The organism is Nannocystis pusilla (genome assembly GCF_020073745.1).
GTDB classification, from domain to species: domain Bacteria; phylum Myxococcota_A; class Polyangia; order Nannocystales; family Nannocystaceae; genus Nannocystis; species Nannocystis radixulma.
In genome coordinates this window covers 640997-657111 of record NZ_JAIRAU010000027.1, presented here as the reverse complement: position 1 = coordinate 657111, position 16115 = coordinate 640997, and the positions used below count along the sequence as shown (strand labels likewise).

Annotated in this window: 13 protein-coding genes; 11 read left to right on the top strand and 2 right to left on the bottom strand. The window is 70.7% G+C overall.

The window, feature by feature from the left end; translation table 11 throughout:
* Nucleotides 1–266 precede the first annotated feature (266 nt).
* The 4 genes from K7C98_RS21450 (at nt 267) to K7C98_RS21435 (ending at nt 6751) form a co-directional block, all read left to right on the top strand.
* Entirely contained in the window at nt 267–2066 is a 1800-nt protein-coding gene (locus tag K7C98_RS21450; RefSeq protein WP_224193576.1) for a bifunctional metallophosphatase/5'-nucleotidase, read from the top strand.
* Nucleotides 2067–2084: 18 nt separating this feature from the next.
* The gene (locus K7C98_RS21445; protein ID WP_224193575.1) at nt 2085–3173 is read left to right on the top strand and encodes a hypothetical protein; all 1089 of its coding nucleotides are present in this window, start codon (nt 2085–2087) and stop codon (nt 3171–3173) included.
* A gap of 303 nt (nt 3174–3476) precedes the next feature.
* Nucleotides 3477–4910, top strand: coding sequence for a hypothetical protein (locus K7C98_RS21440; protein WP_224193574.1), 1434 nt, complete (start codon nt 3477–3479; stop codon nt 4908–4910).
* Nucleotides 4911–4930: 20 nt separating this feature from the next.
* Nucleotides 4931–6751: a hypothetical protein gene (locus K7C98_RS21435; RefSeq protein ID WP_224193573.1), complete on the top strand. Its 1821-nt coding sequence runs from the start codon at nt 4931–4933 to the stop codon at nt 6749–6751.
* Between the two features lie 496 nt (nt 6752–7247).
* On the opposite strand, the gene K7C98_RS21430 is transcribed toward K7C98_RS21435, so the two are convergent.
* Complete coding sequence (locus K7C98_RS21430; RefSeq protein ID WP_224193572.1) at nt 7248–7814, bottom strand: hypothetical protein; 567 nt, start codon at nt 7812–7814, stop codon at nt 7248–7250.
* A gap of 206 nt (nt 7815–8020) precedes the next feature.
* On the opposite strand from K7C98_RS21430, the gene K7C98_RS21425 reads away from it, so the two are divergent.
* The 3 genes from K7C98_RS21425 to K7C98_RS21415 all read left to right on the top strand — a co-directional run bounded on the left by K7C98_RS21425 (nt 8021) and on the right by K7C98_RS21415 (nt 12300).
* A complete protein-coding gene (locus K7C98_RS21425) occupies nt 8021–10888 on the top strand; it encodes a carboxypeptidase regulatory-like domain-containing protein (protein ID WP_224193571.1) in 2868 nt (955 codons plus the stop codon).
* A gap of 169 nt (nt 10889–11057) precedes the next feature.
* Nucleotides 11058–11714 (top strand): hypothetical protein, encoded by a 657-nt coding sequence (locus K7C98_RS21420; protein ID WP_224193570.1) that lies wholly within the window; start codon nt 11058–11060, stop codon nt 11712–11714.
* 193 nt (nt 11715–11907) lie between these two features.
* Nucleotides 11908–12300 (top strand): hypothetical protein, encoded by a 393-nt coding sequence (locus K7C98_RS21415; RefSeq protein ID WP_224193569.1) that lies wholly within the window; start codon nt 11908–11910, stop codon nt 12298–12300.
* A gap of 52 nt (nt 12301–12352) precedes the next feature.
* Here the strand turns inward: K7C98_RS21415 and K7C98_RS21410 are convergent, their stop codons facing one another.
* Nucleotides 12353–13417 (bottom strand): SMP-30/gluconolactonase/LRE family protein, encoded by a 1065-nt coding sequence (locus K7C98_RS21410; RefSeq protein ID WP_224193568.1) that lies wholly within the window; start codon nt 13415–13417, stop codon nt 12353–12355.
* 161 nt (nt 13418–13578) lie between these two features.
* On the opposite strand from K7C98_RS21410, the gene K7C98_RS21405 reads away from it, so the two are divergent.
* The 4 genes from K7C98_RS21405 to K7C98_RS21390 all read left to right on the top strand — a co-directional run bounded on the left by K7C98_RS21405 (nt 13579) and on the right by K7C98_RS21390 (nt 16030).
* Nucleotides 13579–14007 (top strand): YeeE/YedE family protein, encoded by a 429-nt coding sequence (locus K7C98_RS21405; RefSeq protein ID WP_224193567.1) that lies wholly within the window; start codon nt 13579–13581, stop codon nt 14005–14007.
* Nucleotides 14004–14420 carry a DUF6691 family protein gene (locus K7C98_RS21400; protein ID WP_224193566.1) on the top strand — a complete coding sequence of 139 codons (417 nt, stop codon included), beginning with the start codon at nt 14004–14006 and terminating at the stop codon, nt 14418–14420. Before K7C98_RS21405 ends, K7C98_RS21400 begins: the two co-directional genes overlap by 4 nt.
* Nucleotides 14417–15280, top strand: coding sequence for an MBL fold metallo-hydrolase (locus tag K7C98_RS21395; RefSeq protein WP_224193565.1), 864 nt, complete (start codon nt 14417–14419; stop codon nt 15278–15280). Before K7C98_RS21400 ends, K7C98_RS21395 begins: the two co-directional genes overlap by 4 nt.
* A 336-nt stretch (nt 15281–15616) precedes the next feature.
* Nucleotides 15617–16030 carry an ester cyclase gene (locus tag K7C98_RS21390; RefSeq protein WP_224193564.1) on the top strand — a complete coding sequence of 138 codons (414 nt, stop codon included), beginning with the start codon at nt 15617–15619 and terminating at the stop codon, nt 16028–16030.
* Nucleotides 16031–16115: the final 85 nt, after the last annotated feature.

The window sequence follows — 16115 nt, the reverse complement described above, 5'->3', positions numbered from 1 at the left end:
GAGCACCGCTCCGCGATCCCTGCGGCCGGCCGCGAAGTCGGCAGGAGAACCGCGTCGTGTGCCCCATGTGAAGATCGCGACGCACGGCCGTGACCTGGAGCGAGTCGCGCGGTGCCCGCCCGAACCGCGAAGCCGCGTGCCGACCAGCGTTTGCGCCGCGGACGGACCGCCGCGCCGAGGCTCGCCGAGGCCGAGGCGGCCCGGATGGGCGCAGCCTGGTCCGGATTGCGCGGACGCGCGAGGCCTGTTACCTCTCGCCGGGACCCGTGCCTTCGCCGCGCAATTCGATCGCCCTCGGCCTGCTCGCTAGCTTCTCGCTCGGGTCATGCCTCTACGAGTCGAACAACCCCGATCTCACGGGCCAGGACGTCCGCCTCACGATCCTTCACACGTCGGACGTCCACTCGCGGATCCTGCCCTACGACCACGATCCTCTCTACACCGAGCAGCAGCTCGGCCTGGCCGACGGTCGCGGGCCCTACGGCGGCGTCGCCAAGATGGCCCACATCGTCAAGCGCGAGCGCGAACGCGCCGGTCGCTCGCTCTGGCTCGACTCGGGCGACCTGTTCCAGGGCGCCCCGATCTTCAACATCTTCGGCGGCGAGGCCGAGGTGCGGGCGATGTCGATGGCGGGCCTCGACGCCATGGCGCTCGGCAACCACGAGTTCGACCACGGGCCGGAGAACGTGCTCGAGCAGTTCTCGAGCTTCGGCGACTTCGATCTCCTGGCCGCCAACTACGAGTTCGAGGACGACGCCAAGCCGTTCGCCAAGCAGTTCGACATCATCGTCAAGCCGTTCGTCGTCTACAACGTCGACGGCCTCAAGCTCGGCATCATCGGCATGGGCAACCTCAGCTCGATGAACAGCCTCGAGGACGGCACCAACAACCTCGGGATCCTGCCGAAGGAGACCCTGCAGACCGTCCAGTTCTACACCAACTTCCTCCGCGAGTCGGTCGACCTGGTGGTCCTGCTCGACCACCTCGGCCTGACGGAGGACGAGGTGCTGGCGCGCAACATCTGTGGCCTCGACCTGATCCTCGGCGGCCACCACCACATCGCCCTGAGCCCGCCCAAGCTCATCGACTACAACCCCGACGCCCACTACGTCGCGGCCGAGCCCGACATGGACGCCGAGGTCGTCACCGTCGACAGCGAGGGCGAGGAGGACGACCCGGAGGTCGGCTCCGATCCCGACGGCACCGACCCGCCGCGCGGGATCGGCGAGTGCAAGCCCGAGCACCGGCGCCAGACCTTGCTGGCCCACCCCAACGCCTTCGCCAAGTTCGTCGCGCGCCTCGACCTCGTCGTCCGCGACAAGCGGATCATCTCGCACAAGTTCAAGCTGTTCCCGATCGACGCCACCGTCCCCGAGGACGCCGACACCCGCGAGGTCCTGCAGGAGTACATCCAGGAGATGGCGCAGACGCTGCTGCTCGACCGCGTGATCACGACCGCGACCGAGCCGCTGCGGCGGTTCGGCAACACCGGCGGCGACAGCATGCTCGGCAACCTGGTGGCCGAGGCGATGCAGTACCGGCGCTACATCGAGACCGAGTTCTGCGTCACCAACTCGCTCGGCATCCGCACCGACATCCTCGCCGGCCCGATCACGTACGAGCAGATGTACAACGTGATGCCGTTCGAGAACACGATCACGACGATGACCCTGAGCGGCATCGAGGTCCAGGAGCTGCTCGACTTCGCCACCCGCTCGAGCGCCGAGCGCGGCTGCAACTCGCAGATCCAGGTCTCGGGCATCAGCTTCACGATGAACTGTCGCACCGGCAAGGCCGAGGACATCCACGTCAACGGCGAGCCGCTCGAGAAGGCCCGCGCCTACGACATGTGCACCAACGACTACATGGCCTGGGGCGGCAGCGGCTTCCGCATGCTCAAGCGCAACACCACCAAGGTCAACACGGGCATCCCGATCCGCGAGGCGATGATCCAGTACATGCGCGACATCCCGGCGCTCCCGGCCTGCTACGACGCGAACACGCCGCTCGACCACTGCAAGTCCGGCTACGCCGTCCCCGACGGCCGGATCGTCACCAAGTACTAGGAAGGAGGCCTGCGCGTCATGCATTCCAAGTCCCCCGCCCTCGCGCTCGCGCTCCTCGCCGCCGGCTGCGTGCAGGAGCTCGACAAGAGCACCGGCAAGGTCGCGCCGCTCAGCTTCAAGGTCGAGATCGAAGGCGAGGTCGGCAGTGAGAAGAGCCCGCTCGCCTACAGCGGCACCGGCCGCCAGTTCCTCCTCGACATCCGCGCCGTCGACGACGAGGGCGAGCTCGCCACCTGGTTCTCGGGACAGGTCAACATCGACGTCGCCCCGCGCGGGCGGCTCGCGCCCAACCAGCCGAACACCGTCACGCTCAAGGACGGCGAGGCGCGAGGCGTGCCGGTCGAGGTGATGCGGGCCCACGGCGCCACCAACATCTGGGTCGAGGACCGCGGCAGCGACGAGAAGCCCGGCAGCTACGCCACCGGCCTGTCGCCGACCATCCACGTCGCCCACCCGACGCTGCGCGAGATCAACGAGACCGACATCCCCGCCTCGTCGCCGCTCGACGGCGACTTCGTCAAGGTCAACGCCGAGGGCCGCACGCTCGTGGTCACCGGGATCGCCGTCGACGGCTTCTACCTCACCGACATGAACGACATGGCGGCCGGCTTCAACGCCATCTTCGCGCACACGCACTCGCGGCCGAAGGGCGTCGAGCAGGGCTCGGTGATCGAGGAGATCATCGGCACCGTGGTCGAGTTCTACGGGTTTACCGAGCTCGGCTTTCCGACCTATCGCGTCGGCGGCAAAGTCTCCAACCTCGTCCCCGTGGAGCTGACCGGCGCGCTGGTCGAGCAGGACGGCGAGATGGAGAAGTTGGAGAGCCGACTCGTCGAGGTGCGGGACGTCACGGTGTGCCCGCTGGGTGACGGCTACGCGACGTTCGGCCAGTGGGTGGTCCTCGTCGACCCCGCCGGCAACTGCAACAGCGGCAAGGGCGGCGTCAACGTCGTCAGCGCCCTCAGCGCGACGGGCTTCGATCCGGCCGACCACGCCGGCGGCAAGCTGGCGCGGATCACCGGCGACCTGCGCTTCCACGCCGCCGCCAACCCGTCCTGGCTGATCTACACGCGCGGCGACGAGGACATCGAGGTCTCGGCCCAGTAGCGCCGCGACGGCCTGTCTGTCGCCTCCCGGAGGTCGGAGTGCCGCGACTCGTCGCGGCCTCGCGTCGCCGCGGGACGCGGAGACGTCGGCCGGATGTCGACCGCGTCACAGCGTTCGCTGGGGGATCGCCTCACGCGGGGCCCCGGACCGCGAACATCGCTTGCTGCGATCGCAGGGGCCCGGCTTGACATCGCGCATGGCCGCAAAGTAAGTGTCCGGGCGCACGGAACGCCCTCTGTGGCGGCACGCGCCGCGAATCACTGCATGGCCTCTCGAGGCCACGAGATGCGAAGGAGCTGGATCATGCGTCGACTCGTCCCCTGCACCGCGCTGTGTCTTGTCGCCTGCAACGCGTTCAACAACAACAACACCGCCGGTGACGACGCGACCGCGACCGAGTCCGCGGGCACCACCGACACGCCGCCGACCACCACGCAGCCGACCGACGGCGGCGGCCTGAACGACACGACCATCTACGACATCCAGCAGAACAAGGTCACCCCGAGCACGCTGGTGCGGGTCAAGGACGTCGTCGTCGTCTCGCCGACGAAGTTCAGCGGCAGCGGGGCCGGCAGCGTGTTCGTGCAGGAGCTCGACGGCGGCGAGTACTCCGGCATCCAGCTCTACATCTTCCCCGACACCGCGACCGAGCTGATGGCCCAGGGCAAGGTGCCGAAGCCGGGCGACAAGCTCACCGTGATCGGCGAGTACGTCGAGTACAAGGCGATGGACGACACCGGCGAGGAGACCTACAGCGAGATCAACATCTCGCTGCCGGACGACATCATGATCACCGGCACCGCGACCGCCCCGACCCCGCCGGTCGTGTCCCCGCCCGACATCGCCAACGGCGGCGCGCTGACCGAGGTCTGGGAAGGCACCGTCGTCACCATCGAGGACGTCGACGTCACCAACCCGGACCTCGGCTTCGGCGAGTTCGAGGTCACCGGCGGCGTGCGCGTCGACGACATGTTCTTCCTGCCGGAGGGCGGCCCGAAGCCGCCGATGGGCACCACGCTGACCCTCACCGGCCCGGTGATGTACAACTTCGGCAACTTCAAGCTGGCGCCGCGCGGCTGCGACGACTTCGTCGGCTTCGAGTGCGAGGGCGGCAACACCACCGACACCGAGACCACCGGCCCGATGGGCGCGGTCACGATCTACGACATCCAGCAGGGCATGGTCCCGCCGATGCAAGTCGTCACCGTCGAGAACGTGATCGTCACCAGCCCCCTCACCTTCAAGGGCGACGGCTTCTTCGTCCAGGACCCGCAGGGCGGCGAGTACTCCGGGATCTACGTCTACATCAACCAGAACCCCGACATGCTCGCGGTCCAGCCCGGCGACGTGGTCACGATCAACGGCCTCTACAACGAGTTCTACGACATGTCCCAGATCACCGCCGGCCAGGCCGGCGACGTGGTCGTCACCGGCACCGACGCGGTCCCCTCGCCCATCGTGCTCGACCCGGCCGACATCGCCACCGGCGGCGGCATGAGCGAGAACTACGAGTCGGTGCTCGTCAGCGTCGAGAACGTCACCGTCGCCACCGCGGCCGACCAGTACGGCGAGTGGACCGTCGACGGCGACCTCTTCGTCTCCGACCTGTTCTTCACCACCAACGAATGGCCGCAGCCGATGCCGGGCGACACCTTCAGCTCGCTCACCGGCCCGCTGATCTACAACTTCGAGAACTTCAAGCTGGCCCCCCGCACCGCCGAAGACCTGGCCCCGTAGCCGAGAGCGACCCATCGCCCATGCACCGGCCTCTTTCCGCCGCCGTCCTCACCGTCGCCTGGCTCGCGCCCGGCCTCGCGCTCGCGTTCCAGCCCGGTCCCGGCGACTCCCCGCCGCCGGGCTCGAGCCAACCGCCGCCCACGGCCACGCAGTCGCCGACGCTCGAGCCGCCGCCCCCGTCGGCCGCGCCGCCGCCGAGCGAGCAGCCCGCCGTCGCGCCCGAGGGACCTGTCCCTCCGACCAGCACGCAGGCCGTCGACGTCGAGGCGCTGCAGCGCGAGCTCAAGGTCCTGCGCTCGCGGGTCGATCGCGCCGAGCAGCGCCTCGCCGTGCAGGAGTCGCGGCGCGAGATCGACGAGAAGCGGGCCATGCCGACCACCGGCTACAACCAGTGGACCGCAGGCAACGCGATGGCGACGCGCATCACGTTCGCCATCGCCGACGACAACCTGCTCGCCGGCGCGAAGGACCGCTCGCCCTCGGCCGGCTTCAAGCTCGCGGCCGACCGCCTGTTCTACGACGCCATCGAGCAGGAGAAGCGCGGCTTCGAGACCGAGACGCAGTTGGTTGTCTACAAGCGCATGCCGACGTTCTTCAAGCGGATGGACGCCGAGGCGGCGTTCGTCACCGAGATCGAGCAGTGGCACGACGGCAAGACGTTCCAGAACTACACCACGCTCAGCGACGACGGCTCGTACGGTAAGCTCAACTTCTACACCAAGCGCAACGACTACACCGGCGACAACATCTCGCTGACGATGTTCCCGGTCGACTCGCAGCGCTTCCTGCTCGGCTACACCTACGCGGTCACGTGGGGCGGCGAGCGCATGTTCCCCAACAACACCGGCCAGACCCCGGGCCTCCGCCTGCGCTACGACTGGAACGTCGGCACCGGCAAGGACAGCTACGTGTTCCTCGGCGCCAAGTCGGCGCGCCTGCTCAACGAGAAGCTCAACGAGCCGCAGACCTACTACTCGGCGCTGGGCGGCTTCGGCATCGGCTTCACGCCCTGGCTCGCGTGGGAGGCCAACGGCGGCTACTACCAGTCGGGCGCGTTCCCGATGTTCTCGCCGAACTCGCGGATCGGCGGCAAGACGGTCCACACGTTCGGCGGCTCGACCCGCCTCACCGCCCACTGGGGCGTCCCGATCGGCACGTCGATCGACTTCCAGCTGTTCCGCTACAGCCCCGACGCCAGCTTCCTGCTGACGCAGCAGCAGATCTACGACAACCGGATCGCCGGCTCGGCCGCCGTCGAGTTCACCACCGTCGGCCAGACGCTGCAGCAGTTCGAACAGCCCGACACCACGCGGATCCAGCCGGCCAAGGCGGCGGCGTTCCTCGGCAAGCTGCGGATCAAGAAGCTCCGCCTGTTCGCCAACGCCATCTACCGCGACCTGGCGTTCGTGGTCCTGTCGATCCCCGGCGTGTTCCCCTACCAGACGTTCCCCCACGAGGCGAAGGTCAGCCCGGAGCTGTGGGGCTCGCTCGGCTTCGACTACTACTTCGAGCGCAGCAAGCTGACCCCGGGCGCTGTGCTGGCCTACAAGTCGCCGGCGTCGATCAAGGTCGGCGACACGACGAACGTGTACCGCGAATACTGGGACCAGGAGGTCCTCCCCGCCGGCCAGAACCCGTTCGACATCCTGTCGGGCAAGCTGACGCTGAAGTGGGACATCGCGCCGTTCTTCGTGGTGGTGTCCGAGCTGCGCTACACGCTCGACAACAACCGCACGAAGTTCGTCAAGGCGAGCAACGAGTCGGGCCGAATCCGCGTGTTCGAGGACCCGAACGTGACCAACCGCCTCGGCTTCTTCATCCTCGCCCAGGCGCGCTGGTAAGCGGCTTTTTCGCTCGTCACGGGCTCGCGTGTCTCGTCGAGACCGCGAGCCTTCGCCGTTACGGAGGTAGGATCGCCGGGCGATGCTCGTCGCGGGTTCGCAGCGGCGGGGCATGAAGATCGTCGAGCGGTGTTCGTCGCGGGTCGCAGCGGCGGGGCATGAAGATCGCCGGGCGATGCTCGTCGCGGGTTCGCAGCGGCGGGGCATGAAGATCGTCGAGCGGGCGGACGAGGGGCGGCGCAGCGGGTCCCTCGCTACGCGAGACCTGCCATGCCAGATGCTCGGCGCGGAGCGCTATGCTATCACATGTCCGAAGAGACATCCCGCGCCTGCGCGTCAGGCATGGGGCCCCTCGCTGCGTCCCACTGCGCCGCCCCTCGTCCGCCCGGCGAGAATCGGCGCCGCCCCGCCTCGTCGCCGCTCGGCGATGCATTTCCATCGCCCGTTGGACCTCTTCGCGGGCTGACAGCGCACGATACAGAGTTTGGGGGCCCGATCATGCAGCCGGCCGCGTGCCCGCCATGACCCGATGCGACTTCCAGGCGAACAGCACCGCGCCGAAGATCCCGCTCCAGACGTAGTCCACGCCGCGCTCGAACGCCACGTCGGGGGCGGTCTCGACGGCGTCGATGCCGAGGAACATCGAGATGAACATGAGCGCGCCCCAGAGGCCGCCCAGCACCGTGCGCCGGCCCTGGTGGTCGTCATGCATCACGTAGACCACCCACGTGGTCGTGAGCAGGCCGAACACGACGCCTGCGCCGATCATCCACGGGAGTGACGCCGGGCGCAGCGCGAAGTCGGTCATGGCCGCGCACAGGCCCAGGCCGATCAGCGTCGACAGAGCGAAGCGCCGGCCGAAGCCGAGCGAGTACAACCCGACGAGAGGCGCGTCCGACATCACCTGCACTCTGCCAGATCGCGGAGCGCGGCGAAAGCGGCCGGCGAACATCGTCTCCGCCGCGCCTCCGCGCCGCTCGACCCGACATGACCGTTCGAGCATGTCCGAAGAACCATCCAGTGTTCGCACCTCGCCTACGGCGGGAATCAGCGACAGCGGCACCCTCCTCGCCGACCCGGCAGCCCGCCGTCCTCGTCACGTCTCGTCGATGGATCGCCACGCCAGCTCGCGCGTTCGCGCCCGGAGGTGGGGCGCCGGGGCGGACACGCCGGGTCGGGACGGTCGTCGGCGAGGGCCCGGCGTGTCCGCCTGCGGACGACGGCCCCGGTCTGCGGGAACCGGATAGATTTTCAAATGGAGGTTCGGCGGTGCGACGACCCATCCTGGTACTGGTGATCGCGGCGTTCCTGGTCGCGCTGTGGTGGTGGTGGCGAGCCGCGGCGGAGCCAGGGGAGACGGCTGAATTGCCGTCAGGACATGTCCAAACAGACATATCCTGGAAGCCTGCCGCCGCGTTCGAACAATTAGCGCCGCCTGCCACGCTCGGGGCGATCGCGGGTCATGTTCGCGGCCCGGACCGCCTGCCCCTCGCCGGCGCGCAGGTGTGCGCTCACCTCGCCGAGGCGGGGCCGCAGGCGAGCGATGGCTGGGCTCCCGCGTGCGTGACGAGCGGCCGTGACGGGGCGTACCGCATCGACGGGTTGCTGCCGGGGCCGCGCCGGGTCGAGGCCGGCGCGGCGAATCGGGTGCCCGCGACCTACCGCGAGCAAGACGGCGGGGAATCGGTGCGGGTCGTCGCCGGTAGCGAGGCGCGGGACATCGACCTGGTCTTGTGGCCAGGTGGTGTCGAGCTCCGCGGCGTCGTGCGCGACGTGTCGGGCGGCGAGATCGAGGGCGCCGTGGTCCGCTTCGCCGCGGCGACCGCGTTCTCCGGCGCGGACGGGCACTTCTCGATGTTCGTGCGCCCGGGGCTCGACTACGTCCAGGCGCGCGCCGAGGGCTACGCCCCGGCGACCACCAACGCCTCGGCGCCGGGACAGACGGTCGAGCTCGCGCTGTTCCCCGAGTCGGTCCTCGTCGGCCGGGTCGTGCGAGCGGAGGACGGTCTGCCGATCGCGGGCGCCGAGGTGTCGGCCGGCGACCGCGACGCGCTCACCACCCACACCGACGCGTCGGGGCAGTTCCGCCTCGGGGGCCTGCGCGCCGGCGTGTACAAGCCGCGCGCGGTGTCCGACGAGGCGTGGGGCCTGGCCGAGACGGGCGTCCCGCTGGCGCTCGGCGAGACCTCGGCGCCGGTGACGATCCGCGCCCACCCGGCCGTGACCGTGGGCGGGAAGATCGTGACGGACAACGGCGGCAGCTGCGAGACCGGTCGGGTGACGCTCACCGATCCGGCGACGCGACGCGCGGTGAGCGGCGCGGTCGAGGCCGACGGCGAGGTCGCGGTGCGCGGCCTATCGCCCGGCTCGTACGAGGCGACGGTATGGTGCTTCGGACATGTCCCGGAGGACAAGTACGAACGCGTCGCGGTCGCCGAGGCGGCGGTCGCCGGCCTCGTGTGGCGGGTGCACGCCGGGCGCCGGATCACCGGACGCCTGGTCGACAGCGGCGGGACACCGGTCACCATGGCCGCGGGGCTGCGCGCGCGGCTCGAGGGCGGCGACCCGCGCGACTCCGCCTCGCAGGGCGCCGCGGTGGTGCAGCCGGACGGCTCGTTCGCGCTGCTCGGCCTGCGACCCGGACGCTATTCGCTGACCGCCTCGCGCGAGGGCGGCGCCAGCAGCAAGCCGCTCGAGGTCGACGCCGGCGAGCGCGACGTCGCCGACGTCGAGCTGGTGCTGCCCGCGGGCGGCGAGGTGCGCGGGCAGCTGCTCGACGCCCACGGGCGGCCGGCGCGGCAGGCCTTCGTGACGCTGTCCGGCGACCACCAGACCGGCTGGGGCGGCGCGGTCGCGGACGACGGCAGCTTCACCCTGCGCGACGTGCCCGAGGGCGCGTACCGGGCCCACGCCAGCGACCGCCGCGGGCCGCTGCGCCTGTCCGGACGCGGGCCCGACGACCTGCCCGGCGTACCGGTCGAGGTCAAGGCCGGCGCAGTGGCGCAGCTCGAGATCATGGTCGAGGCCGGCGGCGGTGAGATCCGCGGCAAGGTGGTCGATGAGACAGGTGCACCGGTGTCCGACGCCCAGGTCGCCTGCGCGCTCGAGTCGGACCGCCCGGGCGCCAGGTCGGCGCTGACGCGGACCGGCACCAGCAGCCACGAGCGCCCGATCATCACCGATCAGGACGGCCGTTTCGTGCTCACGGACCTGTCCTCGGGGACATATGCCGTGCGGGCCTGGTCCGGCGCCGGTGCGACGCAGGCCACCGCCGAGCGGGTCGCGCTCGGCAGCGAGCTGGTGCTGACGATCCCTGCCGCGGGCGAGATCGGCGGCAGCGTCCGCCTGACCGGCGGCGGCGCGCCCGAGTGGCTCAAGGTCACCGCCGAGGAGCCGACCCTCGACTACTTCCGTCACGACCAGTCCTTCAAGACAGCCGGCCGCTTCGCCCTCACGGGCCTGCCGCCCGGGACCTACACCGTGCGCGCCGAGGCCGGCGAGGGCAGCGCGGAGACGAAGGTGACCCTGGCCGCCGGCGAGGTGCAGCGCGGCATCGATCTGGTGCTCGCGCCGCGCATCGAGCTGCGCGGACGCGTGATCGACCTCGAGACCGGCGAGCCGCTCGTCGGCGTGCGCGTCGAGATCGGGATCGGTGGCCAGCACGGCCTCACCGACGCGAGCGGTCGCTTCGCCCTCGCCGGCACGCCGGTCGGCGCGGCCTCGCTGCGGCTGTCGCCGGCGCTCGCCGATCCGCAGGGCCCCGGCCACACCAACACCTCCGTGCCGATCCTGGTCGAAGGGACAGAGGCCATGGAGCTCCCCCCGACCGCGCTGGTGCGCCGCCGGCTGCCGCCGGGCACGGGCCCGGGCGACCTCGGCTACTCGCTGCAGGAGCCGCCGCCCGGCGAGGACCCGCGCCTGCGTCGCTGGCTGGTCAGCGCCGTGCGGGCCGGCGGACCGGCCGCGAGCGCCGGTCTGCGGGTCGGCGACGAGATCGTCGCGATCGACGGCCACCCCGTCGCCGGCGCCGACAGCTACCGCTACCGCGCCCTCGCGCTCGTGACCTCGGGCCGGACCCTCCAGCTCGGGCTCGCGCGCGGGGACACGCTCGCGGTCACGGCCGCGCCGCTGCGCTGAAGCGCATGCCCTATCGAACATGTCACCATGGACATGTCCAAACAGTCATCTTCTACCAGCCGGCCGGCGAGCCATCACATGTCCGATGCGACATGTGCGGAGGCTCGCCGCTCGACCCCGCCCGCGCCGCGCGTTTGACAGCCGCCCCCAGGCGCGGCAGCGTAGCGGAATGAAATTGCGCCGCATCTCCTTGCTCCTCACGCTCACCTGCGCGGCCGCCTGCGGCGACGACAAGGGCGGAGACACCGAGGCCACCACCGGCATCGGCTCCACCACGACCACCGACCCCACCACCGGCACCGGCTCCACCACGACCACCGACCCGACCACCACGGGCACCGCCGACGGCAGCGCCTCGGACGGCCAGACCGACACGGGCACCGATCTCACCGGCACCGATCCCACCGGCACCGACCCCACCGGCACCGGCACGACCGGCGTCGACACCTCGCAGTTCGAGCGCTTCACCGTGCGTGACGCGGCCGGTCCGTGCCCGCCGAACGCCGACTGCGACGGCTTCATCGAGCTGCTGGGGACGCGCGTGTTGCGGGTCGAGAAGTTCGGCGAGCTCGACAACCCGGTGACCGAGGTCGAGATCGACGAGGACGACTTCCTCGCCGCGGTCGCGGTGTTCACCGCGCCGGAGCTGGTGAACACGCTCGACGGCCCCGACCCGCTGTGCAACCCGCCGAGCGACGTCTTCGAGTCGATGGAGCTGGTGCTGGACGGCGCCCTGCACGACGCGATGACCACGGCCTGCGATCTGCCGCCGCTGGTCGCCGCGCGGGAGATGGCCGACGCGCTGGTGATGGAGTACGTGCCCTGACAGCGGGCCGATGGAACGCCGGGCCCGCCTCGGGCACAGTGTCGCGCGTATGCGAAAACTAATCCGCCTTCGAGCTCTCCTCGGTCTCCTCGTCGTCCTCGCGGCCTGCGCGCCCAAGCAGACAGTATCGGCCGTACCTCCGCCTGCCACACCGGAGCGGGCCGCCTGGACCGGCTCCGAGATCTCGGTCGCGGTGCGCACCAGCCCCGACGTGGCCCAGTTTCGCCAGGTGTTCGAGCGCGAGCTCGGACGCGCGGGCTTCCGCGTCCTGCCCAACCCCGACGCCCAGGCCCTGCTCCTCAACCTGCTCGGCGACGGCAACTCGACCTCCGGCGCGAACGCGGCCGGCAGCACCGTCCAGCAGACCATGATCATCGACATGAGCGTGTCGCTGGACGGCCGCCTCCAGGGCGAGCACCGCGCCACCGTCCAGTACACCGCGGTGCTCGACCGCAACGACAAGACCGACGACTTCAACAAGTTCAACGCCCGCGTCGGCGACTATCAACGCCAGGCGCAGGAGTGGCTCGCGGTCGACCTGACCAACCAGCTGATCGCCAGCCTCCAGGCCAAGCCCGCCCAGTGACCGTTCGAACATGTCCCTCAGGGCATGTCCGAACACATCACCTGCCCGCGCCTCACAGCGCGACCTTCGAGACCCGGTCGCGGTGGAGGTGGCCGAGGTAGAGCGCCCCGTCGCGCTCGTGCACGCTGGTGACCTGGTGCACCGACTCCCCCGACGGATCGTGCAGGCTCTGCAGCACCTTGCCCGTCTCGTCGATCTCGATCGCCAGCCCGTACGGGGCGGGCTTCGGCCACAGCGCGCGCGGCAGGTTGGCGACCATCTTCTTGAGGAACGGCCGCGGCGCCAGGAAGTCGCCGGCCGGGTTGCGCACGGTGAACATGGCGATCCAGAACGTCCCCCGCCCGCTCTGCGCCACGCCGTCGGGGAAGCCCGGCAGGCCCTCGATCAGCACGTCGGTCGTGCCCGACTTGTCGCCCTTCAGCCAGTGGCGCGAGATCCGGTAGCGGTAGGTCTCGTTGACCGCCACGTACGACTCGTCGCGGCTCAGCGCCACGCCGTTGGCGAAGTAGAGGTCCTTCGCCAGCACCGTCGACGTCTTGGTCTGCGGGTCGTACTTGATGAGGCGCCCGTGCGGCCGGCCCTCGAGCAGGTCGAGCATGTGGTCGCCGAACCCGAACTTGTCGCTCGCGTCGGTGAAGTAGACCGTCCCGTCCTGGGCCACCGCGACGTCGTCGGTGAAGCCGAGCCGCACCCCGTCGACGGTGTCGACCAGCGTCTCCACCTGTCCTTCGGGACTGATCGACAGCAGCCCCTTCTTGGCGTCGGCGACGATCAGCGCGCCCGACGGCGCGAAGTCGAGGCCGAGCGGGCGGCCGCCGGTGTTGGCGAACACCTCGATCGCCTCGCCGTCGAGGCGCAGCACCTCGCCGGCGTTGGTCCCGCCGTAGACGCGGCCCTGCGCGTCGGTCTCCACGTCCTCCGGCCCGTCGATCTTGCCCGCCGCCAGCAGCGTCGCCCCGGCCATGCGCTGGTTCGGCGCCAGCGGCCCCGTCATCTCGGACGCCGCCGGCGGATCCCACGCCACCGGATCGATCGGCGCGGGCGCCACCGCCAGGTACGCCGCGAACAGTGCGAGCCCCAGGACCAGCAACAACACCAGACGCAGCAGCAACTTCATGGAGTTCGCCATCGTAGGCCATCTTCGCCGGCCCTGCGACGGGCGTCGACGCCCCCCGGGGTGGTGCGACAACCGTCGCCGTCCGGCCCGCGTCGGCGCCCCGGCATCGCGTACGCTGAGCCCACGCGCCCGTGCGCCGCGCGTCGACCGGCGTGACCCCCATGGACCCCTCCCTCCTCTTCGCCCTCCTCGGCGGCCTCCTCATCGGCACCGCCTCGCTGCTCCTGCTCGCCGGTAGCGGGCGGATCGCGGGCGTCAGCGGCATCGTCGGCGGCGCGCTCGCCCGCCCCGCGGGCGATCTCGCGTGGCGGCTCGCCTTCGTGCTCGGCCTGGTCGCCGGCGGGTCTGTCCTTCGGGTCCTGTCCCCGAGGACATTGCCGACGGGCTTGCCGCACACGGCCCTGGTGATCGTCGGCGCCGGCCTGCTCGTCGGCTTCGGCGCCCGCCTCGGCGGCGGCTGCACCTCCGGCCACGGCGTGTGCGGCCTCGGCCGCCGTTCGCCGCGCTCGCTGGCCGCCGTGCTCACCTTCATGACCACCGCCTTCGTCACCGTCCACGTCGTCCGCCACGTCCTCGGAGGTGGCGCGTGACCACGCTCGTCGCCTTCGCCGCCGGCCTGCTGTTCGCGCTCGGCCTCGGCCTCGCCGGCATGACCGACCCGGACAACGTCCTCGCCTTCCTCGACCTCGCCGGCGCCTGGGACCCCGCGCTGATGCTCGTGCTCGCGGGCGCCTGCGGCCTCTACATGCTCGGCGCGCCGCTCGTGCTGCGGCGCGGCCGCCCGCGGTGGGCCGCGCGCTTCGCCCTGCCGACGCGCCGCGACATCGACGGCCGGCTCCTCGTCGGCGCCGCGCTGTTCGGCGTCGGCTGGGGCCTCGTCGGCCTCTGCCCCGGCCCGGCCCTCGTCGACCTCGCCGGACTCGGCGGCGACATCGTCCTCTTCGTCGCCGCCATGCTCGCCGGCATGTTCCTCTTCACCCGCGTCTTCGCCACCTCGCCATGAAGATCGAACACTTCTACGACCCGCGCACCAACACCCTGACGTACCTCGTGTACGACGAGCGCACGCGCGACGCCCTCGTCATCGACCCCGTCCTCGACTACGAGCCGGTCGGCTCGAAGGTGTGGGAGGAGTCCGTCTCGGCGATCGCGGCGAGGATCCACGCCCTCGACCTGCGCCTCGGCCTGCTGCTCGAGACGCACGCGCACGCCGATCACCTGTCCGGCTCTCAGGCGCTGCGGCGGCTGTTCCCCGGCGTCCCGCTGGCGATCGGCGCCGCCATCACCGAGGTCCAGGCGCTGTTCCGCGACATCTACGACCTCGGCCCCGACTTCCGCGTCGACGGCAGCCAGTTCGACCGCCTCCTCCACGACGGCGAGCGCTTCGCCGTCGGCGCCCTGCACGTCGAGGCCATCGCCACCCCCGGGCACACGCCCGCGTGCATGAGCTACCGCGTCGGCGACGCCGTGTTCGTCGGCGACGCCATGTTCATGCCCGACTACGGCGCCGGCCGCTGCGACTTCCCGGCCGGCAGCGCCCGCGCCCTCTACCGCTCGATCACCCGGCGCCTGTATGTCCTCCCGGACAGCACGCGCATGTTCGTCTGCCACGACTACCAGCCCGGCGGCCGCCCGCTCGCCTGGCAGACCACCGTCGGCGAGCAGAAGGCCGAAAACATCCAGCTGCCCGCCGGCCGCGCCGAGGACGACTTCGTCGCCTTCCGCACCGCCCGCGACGCCACCCTGGACGCCCCCAAGCTGCTCTACCCCAGCGTCCAGGTCAACATCGCCGCCGGCCGCCTCCCCGACCCCGCGCCCAACGGCCGCCGCTACCTCAAGATCCCGCTCAACCTCAAGGGCTGACGGCACCCGCGGGCGATGCTTCTTTTTAAAAGAAACATGTTCGATGGAGCATGCTCCTTCGAACATGTTCTCTGATACAGGTCGATACCGAGGCGTAGCCCGTCGCCCTGGCGGCATGGGCGCGCCGTCGCCCGACCTCGGCTCCCGGCGCTCGCCCTAGCCGGTCGCCTCTCACCCGCACTCGACCCGCACAGGCCCTCGCCGCCTGGCTCCACGCTCTTGCCCCGGAGTTGCGCTCGATCGGCCCGGAAGGCTCGCCGCCGCGCCTTCACCGCGGCTGCCCGACCTCGGAGCGCCTTGACCCGCCGCGCGCAGCGCCACTAGGCTGCTTCGGGTATGAGCGCGCGTAACGTCGAGAATACCAAGAAGGTGCTGGAGCTGTTCTGCCGCAAGGAGCTCGCGGAGGCCGCGAGCTACTTCGCCGAAGACGCGACCCTGCGCAACAACGTGTCCCCGGACGTCAAGCGCGGGCGCCAGGCCATCTACGAGCACCTGGTACGCTGGTACAGCAGCTTCTCCGACGCCGCCGCGCACAGCATGGAGTTCATCGACGCCGGCGACACCGTCATCGGCATGTTCCACGGCGAGGGCACGCACACCGGTCCGCTCGGCGAATTCCCGGCCACGGGCAAGCGCTACTCGATCCGCTACTGCGAGATCTACCGCTTCGACGCCGAGGGCAAGATCATCGCCAACGAGGCGTTCTACGACAGCCTCTCGCTGCTGCGCCAGCTCGGCCTCGCGCCCTGAAGCGCAGCGTTCCCGACGGCGACGCGACTTGCAGAGCCGGCGTCGCCGCGACGGGCGCCTCACCCGAGCAACCGAAGAGGAGGAG